Origin of the sequence: uncultured Veillonella sp. (assembly GCF_934230905.1) — a bacterium.
Classification (GTDB): domain Bacteria; phylum Bacillota; class Negativicutes; order Veillonellales; family Veillonellaceae; genus Veillonella.
On sequence record NZ_CAKQFJ010000022.1, the window covers coordinates 16,990 to 33,890 of the forward strand.

Here is a 16,901-nt window from a genome sequence, read left to right on the forward strand (position 1 = left end):
ATAATAGTAAAAGTTCCTGTTTTCTTAACATAACTGAGAATTGGAAAAAGTAAAATCTAAAATTAATTTATTTGATAGGCGTTCTCGATAAAGAAAATGCGTGAGTTATAGAAAAAAGTGATAAACAATAAAAGTGTGTGATAAAAATCAATTTTGAGTATTACTTTTAGTCATAACAGTATGATTTATACAAGCTTACATACGAATATAGCAATTGTTTGGACATTTATAGTCCCCTTATTTATAATTATATAGAAATGCTCTTTAAATATAACACTTTAAAGATCGTCAATTTATTTTTTAGGTTGATAGTTTGTACTATCTTATAGGCCTAAATGAATACATATCAAAAATTTTTTTGAGTTAAGTACTAGAAAAGTTGAGGACGAAAATATGAAAATTCATCTTTTCCAACAGTGTTTGATTGATATGTTCTACCCTCATGTTGGCATGGCTGGTGTAGAAGTACTTGAAAGATTAGGTTGCGACCTTGTAGTGCCTAAGAAACAAGTATGCTGTGGACAAATGTTCACTAACTCCGGTTACAACGATGCCGCTATGGATGCTATTAAGAATACAATCGAATGCTTCGAAAACGCTGACTATGTAGTTAGCATGTCTGGCTCTTGTGCTTTTGCTATTCGTGACGAATACCAACATTTCTTGGAAGGTCAACCAGAATGGCAACAACGAGCAGAAAAATTGAGCGGAAAAATTTATGAATTCACTGAGTTCATTACTGATGTGTTGGGGGTAGAAGACGTGGGTGCACGTTTTAATGAAACGGTTACATACCATACTTCTTGCCACGTAACTCGCTTGATGGGGGTAAAAGAACCTCCTTTCAAACTCCTTCGCAATGTAAAAGACATTCAATTGATTGAATTACCTCGTGCAGATCGTTGTTGTGGTTTCGGCGGTACATTCTCCGTTAAAAACCCAGAAATCAGCGAAGTAATGACACGCGAAAAAGCATTGGAAATTGCTAGCACTGGTGCTAACGTAATTTCTGGTTCTGACCAAGCGTGCTTGATGAATATTGCTGGTATGCTTGACCGTCTTCATAAAGAAGGCGAAATTGATCGCCGTATCAAAGTAATGCATATTGCTGAAATCTTAAACTGCCGTTAAGGAGGAGACGACATGGCACTTATATATGACAATCGCCCCTATAAAACACGTATAAAAGAATGTTTGGCTGATGATTTCAAAGTTGCAGCTATCAAGAAAGCACAAGACGTGTTTTATGATAAACGTAATACAGTGGTTGCGGATGTTCCTGAATGGTTAGATTTCCGCGCTGAAGCAGCTGAAATTCGTGATCATGTGCTTAACCATTTGGATTACTATGTAAACCAATTTGCTGAAAATGCTGAAAAAGCTGGTTCTAAAGTTCATTTCGCATTTGATGATAAAGAAGCGACTAAAATCGCTTTAGATATTCTTCGTGAACGCGAAGCTAAAATGATCGTTAAATCAAAAACTATCTTAACTGAAGAAATTGGTTTGAACGAAGTTCTTGAAGAAGCTGGTATCGAAGTAAACGAAACTGATTTGGCGGAATTCATTTTGCAAACAGCAGTGAGTCCACCATCTCACATCGTTGTACCTGGTCTTCACTTTGAACGTAACAAAATCCGCGAAATCTTTGCTGAAAAATTAGGTTACACTGGTACTGAAAACCCTACAGAAATGACTCACTTCGTGCGTGGTTATGTACGTGAACGCTTCTTAAAAGCTGATGTAGGCGTTAACGGTTGTAACTTTGCGGTTGCTGAATCCGGTACTTGCACAATCGTTTCCAACGAAGGTAACGGTCGTATGGCTAGCTCCATTCCTAAGACTCAATTGATTTTCTTGGGTACTGAACGTATTGTTCCAGACTTTAAGGCTCTTGACGTTATGATGGAAATGTTGAACCGTTCCGCCGTTGGTTCTAAAATTTCTAACTACTTCTCTATGATGACTGGTCCTGGTCGTGCTGGTGAAGCTGATGGTCCTGAAGAAACTCATATCATCATCATTGACAATGGTCGTTCTGGTATCTTGGGTGGTACATTCCAAGAAATGCTTCGTTGTATCCGTTGTGGTGCATGTATGAATATCTGTCCTGTATATCGTCACATTTCTGGTCACGGTTATGGTTCCGTATATCCAGGCCCAATGGGTGCTGTATTGACTCCATTGTTCAAAGGTTACGAAGTGGCAGGCGATCTTCCATATGCTTCCACATTGTGCGGTGCATGTACAGAAAACTGCCCAGTAGCTATTCCATTGCATACATTGTTGATGGAACACCGTCATATTATGGCTGATATTGAAAAAACTCGTCCAAAAGCTGAAGAAGCTATCTTCACTGCAGCGGCTAAGATGTTTGGTAACTCTACATTGTTTGACCTTGGTACAAAAGCAGGTGCTATTGGCATGAACTTAATTAGTAATAAAGAAGGTAATATGCCTGAATGGACTCAAGCTGTTCCAGTTATGAACGGTTGGACTAAGTCCAAAGAATTGGGTTCCTTGAAATTCAAGAAATTCCGTGATTTATATGCTGAACATGAAAAGAACAAGAAAAAGGAGAAAAAATAATGGATGAAGTTAAACGTAATCAATTTGTTGCACGTTTATCTCGTGCATTAGGCCGTGATCAAGTGCCTACATCTGTACCGGCGTTTGATTATAGCCATGGTCCTCAGGAAACTATGTTCAAAGAATTGAATGAAGATCAAATTTTGACAATGTTTAAGGAACAATGTCAACGTGTTGGTACAAAATTCGTTGAAACGACACCTGATAAATTAGGCGAAACAATTTTAGCTGCAATTGAAGATTGGGGCAATGGTAAAATTGTATTCCCAAGCTCCCCTGAAGTAGAAGAATATAAATTGAAAGAATTATTCGAACAAGATGCTGCTAACAATGGTGGAACTCGTACATACTTCCAATGGGATGCATCTAAAGGTCGTGAAGAATGTATCTCTAATACGGCAAATGCAGATATTGGTATTACATTCCCATACTGCGGTATTGCTGAAACGGCTACTGTAGTACAAGCATCTGGCGAAGAATCTGGTCGTGCTATTAGTTTGTTGCCTACAACACATATTGCTGTGTTGTATACTGATACAATCAACCCACGTATGACACAAACAATGGAACACTTAGCGGAACGTTACCATAACGATCCAGCTAATTTCCCTACAAATATTTGTTTGATTTCTGGTCCGTCTCGTACAGCTGATATCGAGCTTGTTACTGTAGATGGTGCTCATGGTCCTATTCAAGTAACTTATGTTTTAGTTAATAGATAATTCTAATACTAAAGACTAGTAAGATTAAAAATTTTAAAGGCGTCCTTCTGATGGAAGGGCGCCTATTTGTATGTTCATAGCGTTTGCAAAATAGGTATACATCAATTTGTAAAAATTTTAATCTAGTACTTGTAAAATTTTCGATATATGATATACTGGATTTATAACCTATTATTTTAATATGAATTAACGAGGTGTATTATGAATATTCCATTCTTTACAGATTACCTCATGTTAAGTAATTCATTAAGTATCGGTATTATTGCAGTATTTGTACTAGCTTTAATCGGTATTTATGTATTGCAACGTAAGGGGATATCCTTTGGTAATCTTGTTATTATTGGCACTATTGTTGGTGCCGTACTAGGCATAATCATTCAAATTATTGCAGGTTTCCCTGATGATCCATCTAAGGTTGTTTACATCAAGGAAAGTACGAAGTGGTTCTCTCTTGTTGGGGGCGGTTTCATTGATTTGATTCGTATGCTTGTTATTCCTATCGTATTTATCTCCATTGTGCATGTTATTTTACACATGGAGGCTGGTGCTAACCTAAAAAAATTAGTGGTAGCTATGGTGTCTACAAATTTAGGTATGGTGGCTGTAGCCGCTATCGTAGGCCTTATCCTAGGTAATGCGTTTGGTTTAGGGCAAGGATTTGATATTGTAGAATCCGGTAAAAAAATTCGTGAAATCAAACCAATGGTAGATACATTCCGTGCATTGATTCCAAGTAACCCTATTCAAGCTGCTGCTGAAACCAATGTTATTGGCATCGTAGTGTTCGCTATTATCCTAGGCAGCGTAGCTCGTCTGTTGAAACAAACGGGCACAAATAGTATGGAAATTTTCACTAAGCTATTTGATGAATTACATCAATTGATTTCTTGGGTCGCTGATTTTATTATAGGTCTTATGCCGTATGGTGTGGTTGCCTTGTTAGCATCTACATTAGCAACACGTGGGTTACAAGCTATTCTTGATATGGGTCTTTTCGTTGTATTACTTTACGTAGGTCTTTTGGTTATGTTTGTAGTTCAAGCTATTTTAATTGCTAGCTTTGGTTATAATCCAATTACCTATTTCAAAAAAGCGAAAGCTCCACTTTTGTTGGCGTTTACATCTCGTTCCTCTATGGGGGTATTGCCATTAACTGTAGAAACATTGACTAAACGTCTCGGTGTTAATGCAACAACTGCCAATACAGTGGCATCCTTTGGTACTACAGCGGGCATGCAAGGTTGTGCCGGTGTATTCCCCGCTCTTGTAGTGGTATATATTTCTAATGTAGCAGGGATTCCGTTTGATTTGACAATGTATATCATGAGCGTTATCGTTATTGCTATTGGCTCCGTAGGTATTGCTGGTGTTCCTGGTACAGCAACAATGGCTGCATCCGTATCTCTTAGTGGTACAGGCCTTGGTGCATACTTTACATCCATCAGTCCAATTCTTGCGATTGACCCATTGATTGATATGGGCCGTACATGTTTGAATGTATCCGGTTCCTTAACAAATGCACTTGTGGTAGATAAAATTATGGGTACCATAGATAAAGATGCTTATAATAATCCTACACAGGGTGAGGCATAATAGTTAAATAATCCTATTGATTGTGAAAGCAGCAGATATTAAATCTGCTGCTTTTTTTTATATATTGTTGTAAATATATTTTGTGTTTGAATGAAGCATCTAAACATAATTTATTATATGAATAAGGTTTTGTATCAATCATACGTTAACTATAAAATCGAAAATAATTATTATTACATATTGTAATAATAATGTATAGTTATTGATATACCTGTTTGTGACTATGGATACGTTTTCTACTATTCTATAAGCGTATAATGGTATTATAAAAGTTTCTATGTATGCTTAATAAATATAAGCCAAGGGGTAGTACTATGATTACAGAAGAAGTAAAAGAACGTTTAATTGCAGATTATCCAAAGTTTGAAGATATGACACGCAAGTTTTATAAGAAAGAGATGTCTATTGCGGATTATAAGGGCCAGTCCGGTGCATATGGGAGCTATGCAGAACGTGGTGCTAATACAGGCATGAGTCGTTGGCGTTTTAATTGTGGTCGTATCCAAAAAGAACAAATGGAGTTTTTAGCAGATACCATTCGTAAGTACAATCTTACACATGTTCATTTCACGACAGGACAATGTTTACAAATGCATGGCCTTGATGGAGAAACTATTTTACAACTTTTTAAAGAATGTTATGACCATGGTATTTATAATCGTGGTGCTGGTGGTGATAGTCCTAATGTCGTAGCTAGTATTTTACGTGGTATTGATCCACGAGAAACATTTGATATAACGCCGTATGCAACAGCAATTAGTGAATTCCTTATGGAGCAAATGTTTTATATTAAAATTCCTCGTAAATTTAAAATGGGAATTGATAATGGCTTTGATAGTACACCGCATGCTACATTTAAGGATCTTGGTTTCAATTTAACAAAATATAATACGTTTGACGTATATGCTTGTGGGGGTATTGGCCCGAATCCTCGCATGGGTATACCGGTAGCTCATGATGTGCGACCAGAGGATGTTTTGTATCATGTGAAAGCAATGCTTCTAGTCTTTGCTAATCATGGTAATTTTAAAAATCGTGGTAAAGCACGTACTCGTTATATGCCAGCAGAGATGGGTGGAGCAGAATCTTTTATTAAGACTTATGAAGAAACATTAACCACGGTTAAAGCCGTAGAGTCGTTGACTATTAACCCTGCTGATTATGCCTATGAAGTTACGAAAACAGGAAAACGTGATGATGCAGTGGTAAATCACCGAATTCATCGTCAAAAGCAAGAAGGTCTTTATTATGTGGAATACCATCCAGTAGGCGGTGATGCAAATATAGAACATCTCTTAGCTGCATTAGATTATGCCGTAACATTAGATCAAGTAGAGGCTCGTATTGCACCAGATGAAGCCTTATATTTTATTAATTTAACTGCCGACGAGGCAAGAACAATAGCTAAATTAACAGAAGATAGTGCTACAGATGATTTTCGCCGCTCTGTATCTTGCGTTGGTTCTACGGTTTGTCAAATTGGAATGCAAGATTCTAATGGCTTGCTAAAAGCAATTTTTGATCACCTTGAGGTGAATGGGGTAGATACAAAAAAACTACCTCGATTACATATTTCCGGTTGTCCTCATTCCTGTGGAACACATCAAATTGGTGAAATTGGATTTCATGGCGCTGTTAAACTTGTTGATAAGAAACCACAGGTATCTTTTATCATTGTAGATGGCGGTTCAGAGCATATGGGCTCTGAAAGTTTTGGCAGAATGGCAGGAAATATTGTAGCTGCGAAGATTCCAGCATTTATAGAAGCTTTAGCCAATATTCTTAATGAAGCGCCAGAAGCGGATTTTGGATCTTGGCGACTAACACATAAGGCTCAATATATGGATTTGATTAAGTCCTATGAATAAAAATGTTTTTCTTTTGTATAGAATGGAATAATTTTATTTTTGTATAAAGTCGTGTAATAAAGCCTCATATGGCCATATAACACATATGTTTATGGGGAAAGATTAACTCATAGACATATGTGTTATATTTTTTTATTATCCTATGAATTGATTTTATATGGTATAATAGGCTCTATAGTATGTGTTTGGAGGTTCATTACTATGTTATTTACCGTGAATACAGAAGTCTGTACTCGTTGTGGTCTATGCGTAGCCGATTGTCCAACAGGCCTACTTGTTATGAGTGATGATGGTCCTGTAACAGGTAAGGGTGGTTGTATTTCCTGTGGTCATTGTGTTGCAATATGCCCTACGCTTGCTTTAGATAGCGACCTAACACCGCGTGCTGAACAAGTGGATATTACAAAAGAAACAAAATTTACACCAGAACAAGCAGAACTATTTTTACGTAGTCGTCGTTCTATTCGTAATTATCAAAATAAACCCGTTCCTGCTGAATTAATTCGCAAAGTATTGAATGTGGCTCGCATGGCGCCAACTGCGACAAATACGCAAGGCATTTCATATATTGTAATTCGTAATAAGGCAACATTACGTAAAATTGCTGACCTTGTATTAGAGTGGATGCATTTAGCGGCTAAAACAGTTCCAATTATGCGTCTTTATGCGCGGGCAGCACAAGCTGAGGTTGATAAGGGAAAAGAATATATTTTACGTGATGCACCAGCACTTGTAGTTGCTATTGGATCGAAAAAAGATATTCATCGTACCCATGATTCCGGTCATTCTTGCCTTTCTTATGCAGAGTTATATGCACCGACAGTAGGTCTTGGAACTTGCTGGGCTGGATTTTTTGAACATGCTGGCGAAGCGGAATATGAACCATTATTAAAATTATTAGGCGTGCCAGATGATAAACTGATTGCTGGTGGTTTATTGATGGGGTATCCTAAAGTGAGATATCGCAATATTGTGGAACGTCACCCCTTAGATGTTACTTTTGACGAAGAAGATTAATATGCTATTATGCACAACGCTCTATATGTGTAGGGCGTTGTTTTATTTTATATGTATGATTATAATTAAAAAATCTCCATCCTACATAGAATGGAGATTTTTGTATATTAATTGGCTGATGTAATAGAGCCTTTAAATGTTTCATCAATAAATTGTTTGATGACTTCAGATTTATAGATATCAGCAATTTTTTTGTATGTTTCGTTATCTTTATCTTGGCTGCGTACTGCAAGCACCATAACAGCTAATGGTTCATCTTTTGGCTCTAAGAAAAATCCTTGTTTTTCTACATTAAGACCTGCACTTTGAACATAGTTCATAGGAATGGCTGCTACAGTTACATCATCTAGACTACGAGGTAATTGCGCTGCTTCTAGCTCTTGAATTTGTAGGTTTTTAGGATTGGATGTAATATCTGCAACCGTTGCTTTGAAACCAACGCCATCTTTCAATGTAATGAGACCAGCTTTAGCTAATAAAGCAAGACCACGGCCACCATTAGTTGGATCATTAGGAATTGCTACAATAGCGCCATTCGGTACATCTTGTGCGCTGTGGATAGAATTGCTGTATAATCCCATAGGCATCAAGATTGTTTTGCCTATAGCTACAAGGTTAGAACCATTTTGTTTATTAAAGTTTTCCATAAATGGGACATGTTGGTATGCATTGAGTTGGATATCTCCATCAGCTAACGCTTTATCTGGTGTTACATAATCAGAAAACTCAACAACTTTAAGGTTAATACCTTGCTTTTGGGCTTCTTTGGCTACTGCATCGGCTACTTGTGCGTGTGGGCCTGCAGTGGCACCAATTTTAATTTCTTTTGGTGTTTCCGTAGATTGTGTATTGTTGCCACATCCTGCGATGGCGAATGCAAGAACGCCAACGAGAAGAGGGGCGATAAATTTCTTTAATTTCATGTGAATATCCCTTTCTATATACATATAATGCATATATCCTATCATGTAAATGGGATTTTGTATATAGAGTAAATTATGTGGGTTATCTATAGACTAAAACTATGACATATAAAATATATTTAAAAATATCGAAATATGATATAATAATTGATATATTTTACACAATTAAAATCTGAAAATGAAATCATTATACCTAGGAGGGTTTATGTTTAATTTTGATTTTTATAATCCTACCCATATTGTATTTGGTAAAGAAAGGTTGGCTGAGTTAGATGCATTAGTGCCAAAAGATGCAAAGGTACTGATTACGTATGGTGGTGGTTCCGCTGTGCGCAGTGGACTTATTGACCGTGTAGTAGCGGCACTTGGTAATCGCAAGGTGGAACAATTTGGAGGTATTGAGCCAAATCCATCTCTTGAAACGTGTGAACGTGCGGTAACTTTTATTAAGGAACATGATATTGATTTTGTACTGGCTGTAGGTGGTGGTTCTGTTGTAGATGCGACAAAACTCATTGTTATGGGTGCAACTTATGATGGCCCTGTTATCGATGTAATGAAAGCTGGTGTGCCAGAGGTTCCTGTAGAAATGGTACCAAATCCATTACCATTTGGTACGGTTATGACGCTACCTGCGACTGGTTCTGAAATGAACAATGGTGCAGTTATTACTTATGGTGATGGCAAGTTCCCTGTGTTTAGTAGTCTAGTATTCCCTAAGTTTTCTATGTTGGATCCAACATTAACTTTTACATTGCCTGAAAAGCAAGTTAAGAACGGCGTAATCGATACCTTTGTACATACGACAGAGCAATATTTAACATATCCAGTGGAAGGCCGTATTCAAGATCGTTTCAGTGAAGGTATTTTGAAGACTATGATTGAAATCGGTAAAGAAACAGTAGAAAACCCAGAAAACTACGATATTCGTGCTAATCATGTATGGGCCTCTACCTTGGCATTAAATGGCTTAATCGGTGCAGGCGTGCCACAAGACTGGGCGACTCATCTTATCGGTCATGAGTTGACTGCTGCATACCATCTTGATCATGGTATTACATTGGCTATTGTATTGCCTGCATTGCTAGAAGTAAAAAAAGCAGATAAGCTTGAAAAATTAGCACAATATGCTACACGCGTATGGCACATTACGGAAGGTTCAAAAGAAGAGAAAGCGGACAAGGCTATCGCTAAGACGCGTGAATTCTTCGAGTCCCTTGGTGTATCTACGCATTTGAAAGACTATGGTCTTGGCGCTGACGCAGTTGATAAAATTGTGAAACAATTAGAAGTCCATGGTATGACACAACTTGGTGAAAAAGGTGATATTACACCAGAAGTAGTTCGCAAAATTTTAACACGTGCCTTATAATCAAGGGGATTAACAGTTTGAACTTGTATGATATGGAAAGGAGGCGTTCCCTATCAATGAAATAAAAAATAGAAGTGCATTTTCTGTTGCACTTCCTATTATGATTCCCATGGGGCTTAGTTTGTTCTTCCTTGGATTAGGGTTTGGTTTGTATGCTACCAGTCAGGGGTTACCTTGGTGGACCGCTCCTGTTTTAGCGTGTACAATTTTTGCAGGATCTATGGAGTTCATAACTATTGGGCTGTTAATGGCAGGCTTTGATCCAGTGAATGCTTTCATGCTGACTTTGTTTGTTAATGGTCGCCATTTCTTTTATGGTTTATCTGTACTACAACGATATGTAAATATGGGTTGGAAGTGGTTTCCTACCGTTGCATGGATGTGTGACGAAAGCTTTGCAATCAATGTATCTACGAAGTTGCCCGATGATGTAGACGAAAAATGGTTCTACTTCCATGTATCATGGCTTAATTACGCCTTTTGGGTGCTGAGCACCTTTGTAGGGGGCTTGTTCGGCGATTTATTAGCATCTGTAGATTTGCGTGGTATTGGCTTTGTACTACCTGGCTTATTTATTGTTATATTCCTTGAAATGTTATTTAATGCTAAAAGTAATAATATTCGAGGTTTTGGTGCTATTGGAGCCGTTGTAGCCCTAGTAATGCTTCTATTAACGGGAAAATCCTTATTTATGCTTGCTTCTATGGTCGGAATGCTTATAGTATGTTATATTGCGTATAAATGGGGAGGTGTACATCTTGACTAGCTTTGAAATGGTCCTTACAGTTGCTGTTGTCGTAGCAGCCACATTGCTAACGCGTTTCTCTGCTTTTCTCATTTTCCCTCCAGGTAAAAAGGCTCCAGATTTTGTACAGTACTTAGGTAAAGCTTTGCCGGCAGCTGTCATGGGAATGCTTGTTGTATATACTTTCAAAGATACGATTGTATTTTCTTACCCTTATGGAGTACCCGAACTTATAGCGCTATTAGTGACAGTTGGAATGCACTTATGGAAACGGAATATGTTCATGTCTATTGGAATTGGAACTATAGTGTATATGCTTATCGTACAAAATATTTAATATTTCTCTAGATCAAAGAGCGTTTTTGGAAAAGAGGATAGACTGATTACTGGATTTGAGCGGATTTTAATTTATAAAATTAGTTAGAGTAAACATGAATCCTTGTATTCTTATTATGCTGAGAGTATTATGTTAATGAAATATCCCCTTCGTCAAACGACTTTGGCCCTGCGAAGCCCGTAGGGCGAAGTCAGACCCGGCCGGTGGAGGCTTGACGAAGGGGATATTTCATTTATGTATGTTGCTAGAGATAAGAATGCGAGGATTCATAAACTATAACTATTTTAGTTGTAAAATCCGCTCAAGCCCCGCAGCAGTATGATGATTTTCCAAAAACGCTCTTTGATCTAATAGCTCCATGAGATCCATATCTGTAATGGATAGTTTAAAATCAAAGACGTCAAAATTGGATTGCATATGCTCCAGGCTGGTTGCTTTTGGTAATGGAATTATGCCACGTTGGATATGCCAACGCAAGATGATTTGATGCTTTGTTTTCCCATATTTTTCAGCTAAGCTTTTGATGATGGGATGGTCAAATATAGGTTGGCGATCACGAGTAAATGGAGACCATGCCATGCCTACAACTTGATGTTTTCTCATTAATTGAATGAGGGCTTGACGTTGGTTGAATGGATGACATTCAATTTGATTGACTATAGGTTTTACATTACAGTGGTATAGTAAGTCGATTAAGCGATCTTCGTAGAAGTTAGAAAGGCCTAAACCGCGCAGTACGTTTTGGTCATATAACTCTTCCATAGCGCGCCAAGAACCGTAGTAATCACCTAGGGGTTGATGTATGAGCATAATATCAATGTAATTGGTGTCTAATTTTTTTAACGAACTTTCAACGGCACGCATCGTATTATCGTAGCCTGCATCAGTATGCCAAATTTTTGTAGTAACGATAATGTCTGTACGTTTAATGCCAGATGCGTGGATACCTTTGCTAACGGATTCTTCGTTGCCATAGTAGGCAGCTGTATCGAGTAAACGATATCCTGCGCGCAAAGCACTGGCTACAGATTGTTCTGTTTCATCCGGCGTTCCTGTTTTATAGGTGCCGAATCCTATGGATGGTATAAAACTACCATTATTTAAAATTCTGAAATCCATACGTTCTTCCATGAGAAACCTCCATATGTATACTTGTTTACAAATATTATATCAGATATTATTTACGCCTAGTAATATCTAATAATATAGGGAATTAGCTTTCATACAATTCTTATTGATTTTGTGATATACTAAGGTATTGATAAATATCAATACAATGGATAGAGATAAGGTGAAAGTATGAACAAATTTCGACTCGGTGTTGTAATGGCCCTGTTGGGGATTGTTGTATATGTGATTGCAGGTTGCGGTACATCTACGGTATCCGTCGTCGATGTTACTTATAAAGATATGCCTTTACAGATTCACAATGAAGCCAATGTAACAGCTCTTAATAAGGCCACTATTACGCCAACCGTATCAGGTGCAGCTACGTATGCTGTGAAGGTTGGCGATAAGGTTACGCAAGGTCAAGTAGTTGCGACGATTGATACGTCTACATTGCAACAACAATTAGCGTCTTTACAAGGACAACTTAGTGCGGCACAATCGTATACGCCCCCTGTAGAAACAACGACGACGACAACAACGGCGCCTACAGTTAGTAGTGCTCAGCTTGAAAGCGCTCGTCAGATGCGTGAAGCTGGTAATATTACAGAAAAGGAATATAATCGTATTCTAGAACGGTCTCGACCTCAAACTGTGACAACCACAACTGGTGGTGGCGGCGGTGGTGGAAATGGTGCTAGTGTTGCAGCCATAGAGGCACAAATTGCACAAGTATCTGCTCAGATAGCTGCTGCTAATATTACGGCTCCTATTTCGGGGGTAGTCACTGCTATTTATAATGAAGATCGACAAATGTCGATTGCAGACCGACCATTTATGTTAATACAACAAGAAACGCCTATGGTAGCATCGTTGAGTATTCCTCGTGATGCGGCTATGAAATTAGCTAGCCCAGCGACGAAACCAAGTATTAAGGTATCTTTACATGTAGATGATTCCGATATACCAGGTGAATTAACTTATATAGATACAAATCAGCCTGAAAATGTACCGAGTGTATTAGTTAAGGCTACTTTTAACAATGAAAAGGGCAGTATTAAGGCTGGTGAATTTTATAGTTTAACTATTGAGTCTAGTGCACAAGCTAAGATGCTTGTTGTTCCTACATCAGCAATACGTGAAAATCAAGATGGAAAATATGTATATGTATTGACACCTGATAATACGGTAGATGTACGTGTTGTTGAAGTAGGCGATGAACAGGATGGTGTTGTGTCTATTATGACAGGACTTAATGAAGGTGAACAAGTTATTACTACAAAGGGAACCTTTGAATTAGGTGAAAAGGTAAAGGTTAAATAACAACTATATCTTGCATATAGTTTTATATCATCTATCTTAAGATTTGATAGGAGGAGATTATTATTTTAGAATTTAAACGCTTTGAATTAGGAGATAAGTCCTTAATCGATACATATTTTGAACAACATCATTACGAAGCATCGGATAATTGCTTTACTACATTGTATATGTGGCAGGAGGCTTATGGTATCCGTTGGGCTGAAGAAAACGGCGTGTTGTACATCCAAGGTGGCGGTAAGCGCGAACCATTCCTATTGCCTCCATTTGCTGGTAAAGATGCGAAGTTTCTAGATGGCTTGTTGCGTGCGAAAGAATGGTTTGTAGAAAATAACTTGCCATTTATTTTTAAAGGTGTTAGTAAAGTCGTGAAAGAACGGATGGAGGAATTGTGTCCTGGCCGTTATGTATTCACACCAGATCGTGATAATTACGAATATATTTATAAATCTGAAGATCTTATCAATTTATCGGGTAAGAAATTTCGTCAAAAGAAAAATCATTTAAATCAATTCCGCATGCAATATTCTAATTATGAATATGTGCCTATTACCGAAGATCTTATCCCTTTGTGCCGTGAAACAGCAGCGTCTTGGGTGGAAACTCATCATGAAGAAGGTATTGAAGATGAATTAGTGGCGATTAATTTACTCTTTGATCATTGGGATGTATTGGGGTTAAAAGGCGGCGCTATTAAGTTGTTTGGTCGCGTAGAGGCTTTCAGCATTGGTGAATTGATGAATGATAAAATGGCTTTGATTCACATTGAAAAGGCTAATCCGGATATTCGTGGTTTATATCAAGCCATTAACAATGAATTTATTCGCCATGAATTTAGCGATGTGGAATTTATTAACCGAGAAGAAGACATGGGGTTACCTGGACTTCGTCAAGCAAAAGAATCCTATAATCCGGACCATTTCGCAGAAAAATATGATGCTGTATATGCTAATGAAGCAGATAATGCAACCGGTGGTAAATAATTAGGTCAACTTAATATTGAATATGAGAGTGGTACTGTATGGTGCCACTCTTTTCAGTTATAATAAAGGTAGAGTATGTGAAATATATTCTACTATATGAAATATATAGCGCTAAAGCTGTTTAGGATAGAAAGGAAATTGTATGGATTTTAAAATTGCTACACCACAAGATACACCACAAGTAGAAGCGCTTTGGGCGTATTGCTTTGAACCAAAAGAAGATCCGTTCTTTCAGTATTATTTTTCTAACTGTTATGAACCGGAAAATACTGTTGTAGGTATTCAAGATGGGCAATTGCTTTCGACGGTTCATTTGCGCCAATACAATATTAATGTGCGTGGTGCTATCTTGCCTACAAGTTACATGGTCGGTGTAGCCACTCATCCAGCCGCACGTCGTGGCGGTGTGGGGGGCGCGTTATTGTTGCACTCTTTAGAGGAGTTGCGCCGTCGTGGTCAAGGTATTACTATTTTGATGCCATCAAAGGCAGGGTTTTATCAGCAATATGGTTGGGATTTATATGCTCATCAATGGGTACAGACGATGCCACTAGAAAATTTACGCCCTTTAACGGATAAAACACTATCTTTTGGTCTGTTAAATGATGTAGAGCAATGGACATTGATTGATCCTGTTTACAAAGCCTATACGAAGGGCTTATGTGGCTATGCAGAACGGGGCGAGAAGGAATGGAAACGTCTATTAGGTAGCTTCTTTGCTGAAGGTGTAAATATTGCGGTCGTAAAAAATGATGAAGGTCACATTGAAGGCTACGCCGTATATCGTTTAGGGGCTCCTGAAATCCCGGTTACTGAATTTGTATATACAACGCGACGTGCTCAACGTGGTTTACTTAATTATTTTTATAATCATCGCTCTCAAGGTGAAAGCATTCGCTGGAATGAAGGTTTACATGATACGGGTTATAGATTTGTTCCTGATGGAAAAACTGGTCATACAACGATGCCTTATATGATGGCACGTATTGTAGATGTAGAAACCGCATTGACTACGGTACCGATTAATCCAGAAGCAGTCGTGATGCCTATTACACTAACTATTAAAGTGACAGATACTTTATGTGATTGGAATACGGGTGTATTCGCACTCACCTTAGGCGATGGTAGTTTGCCAGTTGTTAAACGTGTTTCTGATTCAAATGAAGATGAAATAGATATTACCGTTGATATTGGTGGCCTTGCAGCTTTATTAATGGGTGCAGTTTCAGCTAACGATCTTGTATTTGAAGGTAAATTACAAGGGGACTCACACTGGATTGATTATCTAGATATGGTATATCCTAAGCAAAATACATATATCAACGAATGGTGGTAATATGAGCTGGAAAACATATACAGTAAAAGAAGAGGTCGATACAACAGTATCTGCTTATGTAAAAGAACGGTTTTCACTATCTTCTCGAAATTTACAGATGATATTTCGAAAGAAACGCGTGAAAGTGAATAGTCGAATTGCGCATTCAAAACGAATGATCAGAAAAGGTGACGTCATAACACTTGAATTGCCACAGGATAAGGATTATGGAGTAGAAGTCGAAAAAGGGCCTATGGAGGTTCTCTATGAAGACGCACATACCCTTGTTGTATATAAACCTCCATTTATGTTAGTGCATCCAGCGGGGCAAACAAAACACCATACATTGAGTAATTTTGTAGCAGGTTATTATGCTAAACGCGGTGAAGTTCATAAAATTCGCCCTGTTCACCGCTTGGATAGGGATACTAGCGGTGTTATTATGTTTGGTAAAACTCGTGAGTCAGAACAGTATTATACTAAACAGTTACAAGAAGGCCATATTCACCGTATTTATCGTGGGCTGGTAGAAGGCGTTGTAACATCTGATGGTATAGTGAATCAGCCTATTGGTGTTGATCCTGTATTTGATAATCGCCGCTGTATCGATGAATTTGGCCAAGATGCCATTACAGAGTATCGTGTGATTGAACACAATGCTACAGATTCTTTGCTAGAGTTTACATTGTTAACAGGTCGGACACATCAAATTCGTGTTCATATGGCCTATATAGGTCATCCTATTATTGGTGATGCTATGTATGGTATGCGAAGCAAGCCTTATACACGACAAGCTTTACATGCTTATGCTTTATCATTTGTGCCTTATGGACAATCCGAAGAGATTGTAGTTACTGCACCAGTACCGTCTGATTTAGGCTGTGAATTGCAAAATAAAAAGCTGCTTTAATGATATGTACCCCCTTTACTGGGCAACCAGTAAAGGGGGTATTTTCATGAGATATAATTATGAATTTAAAAAGAAAGCTATTGAGTTATTCTACCAAGGC

The 16,901-nt window shown here is 38.0% G+C and carries 15 protein-coding genes; 13 read left to right on the forward strand and 2 right to left on the reverse strand.

Going from position 1 to position 16,901, the window contains the following annotated elements; genetic code table 11:
• Positions 1–393: 393 nt before the first annotated feature.
• The 6 genes from Q0E20_RS06990 (at position 394) to Q0E20_RS07015 (ending at position 7,789) form a co-directional block, all read left to right on the forward strand.
• Positions 394–1,131: a (Fe-S)-binding protein gene (locus Q0E20_RS06990; RefSeq protein WP_295998248.1), complete on the forward strand. Its 738-nt coding sequence runs from the start codon at positions 394–396 to the stop codon at positions 1,129–1,131.
• Between the two features lie 12 nt (positions 1,132–1,143).
• A complete protein-coding gene (locus Q0E20_RS06995; protein WP_295998251.1) occupies positions 1,144–2,589 on the forward strand; it encodes a LutB/LldF family L-lactate oxidation iron-sulfur protein in 1,446 nt (481 codons plus the stop codon).
• Complete coding sequence (locus Q0E20_RS07000; RefSeq protein WP_295998253.1) at positions 2,589–3,311, forward strand: lactate utilization protein C; 723 nt, start codon at positions 2,589–2,591, stop codon at positions 3,309–3,311. The genes Q0E20_RS06995 and Q0E20_RS07000 overlap by 1 nt, the downstream gene beginning before the upstream one ends.
• Before the next feature lie 201 nt (positions 3,312–3,512).
• On the forward strand, positions 3,513–4,904 hold the full coding sequence (locus Q0E20_RS07005) for a cation:dicarboxylate symporter family transporter (protein ID WP_295998256.1): 1,392 nt from the start codon (positions 3,513–3,515) through the stop codon (positions 4,902–4,904).
• Positions 4,905–5,218: 314 nt separating this feature from the next.
• Positions 5,219–6,772: a nitrite/sulfite reductase gene (locus Q0E20_RS07010; RefSeq protein ID WP_295998259.1), complete on the forward strand. Its 1,554-nt coding sequence runs from the start codon at positions 5,219–5,221 to the stop codon at positions 6,770–6,772.
• Between the two features lie 201 nt (positions 6,773–6,973).
• Positions 6,974–7,789 carry a nitroreductase family protein gene (locus Q0E20_RS07015; RefSeq protein WP_295998263.1) on the forward strand — a complete coding sequence of 272 codons (816 nt, stop codon included), beginning with the start codon at positions 6,974–6,976 and terminating at the stop codon, positions 7,787–7,789.
• 107 nt (positions 7,790–7,896) lie between these two features.
• Here Q0E20_RS07015 and Q0E20_RS07020 read toward each other — a convergent pair whose 3' ends face one another.
• Entirely contained in the window at positions 7,897–8,712 is an 816-nt protein-coding gene (locus Q0E20_RS07020; RefSeq protein ID WP_295998266.1) for a MetQ/NlpA family ABC transporter substrate-binding protein, read from the reverse strand.
• A gap of 205 nt (positions 8,713–8,917) precedes the next feature.
• Here Q0E20_RS07020 and Q0E20_RS07025 point away from each other — a divergent pair, with 205 nt between their 5' ends.
• The 3 genes from Q0E20_RS07025 (at position 8,918) to Q0E20_RS07035 (ending at position 11,166) form a co-directional block, all read left to right on the forward strand.
• The gene (locus Q0E20_RS07025) at positions 8,918–10,084 is read left to right on the forward strand and encodes an iron-containing alcohol dehydrogenase (protein ID WP_295998269.1); all 1,167 of its coding nucleotides are present in this window, start codon (positions 8,918–8,920) and stop codon (positions 10,082–10,084) included.
• A gap of 100 nt (positions 10,085–10,184) precedes the next feature.
• Positions 10,185–10,850, forward strand: coding sequence for an AzlC family ABC transporter permease (locus Q0E20_RS07030; protein ID WP_295998272.1), 666 nt, complete (start codon positions 10,185–10,187; stop codon positions 10,848–10,850).
• A complete protein-coding gene (locus Q0E20_RS07035; protein WP_295998275.1) occupies positions 10,843–11,166 on the forward strand; it encodes a branched-chain amino acid transporter permease in 324 nt (107 codons plus the stop codon). Before Q0E20_RS07030 ends, Q0E20_RS07035 begins: the two co-directional genes overlap by 8 nt.
• A gap of 279 nt (positions 11,167–11,445) precedes the next feature.
• Here Q0E20_RS07035 and Q0E20_RS07040 read toward each other — a convergent pair whose 3' ends face one another.
• A complete protein-coding gene (locus Q0E20_RS07040; RefSeq protein ID WP_295998277.1) occupies positions 11,446–12,297 on the reverse strand; it encodes an aldo/keto reductase in 852 nt (283 codons plus the stop codon).
• Between the two features lie 168 nt (positions 12,298–12,465).
• Between Q0E20_RS07040 and Q0E20_RS07045 the strand changes: the two genes are divergently transcribed.
• The 4 genes from Q0E20_RS07045 to Q0E20_RS07060 all read left to right on the forward strand — a co-directional run bounded on the left by Q0E20_RS07045 (position 12,466) and on the right by Q0E20_RS07060 (position 16,801).
• Positions 12,466–13,596, forward strand: coding sequence for an efflux RND transporter periplasmic adaptor subunit (locus Q0E20_RS07045; protein WP_295998280.1), 1,131 nt, complete (start codon positions 12,466–12,468; stop codon positions 13,594–13,596).
• Positions 13,597–13,700: 104 nt separating this feature from the next.
• The gene (locus tag Q0E20_RS07050) at positions 13,701–14,576 is read left to right on the forward strand and encodes a DUF2156 domain-containing protein (RefSeq protein WP_367113249.1); all 876 of its coding nucleotides are present in this window, start codon (positions 13,701–13,703) and stop codon (positions 14,574–14,576) included.
• A 142-nt stretch (positions 14,577–14,718) separates the two neighbouring features.
• Complete coding sequence (gene eis / locus Q0E20_RS07055; protein WP_295998282.1) at positions 14,719–15,912, forward strand: enhanced intracellular survival protein Eis; 1,194 nt, start codon at positions 14,719–14,721, stop codon at positions 15,910–15,912.
• 1 nt (position 15,913) lies between these two features.
• Positions 15,914–16,801, forward strand: a complete 888-nt coding sequence (locus Q0E20_RS07060; RefSeq protein WP_295998285.1) for an RluA family pseudouridine synthase — start codon at positions 15,914–15,916, stop codon at positions 16,799–16,801.
• Positions 16,802–16,901: the final 100 nt, after the last annotated feature.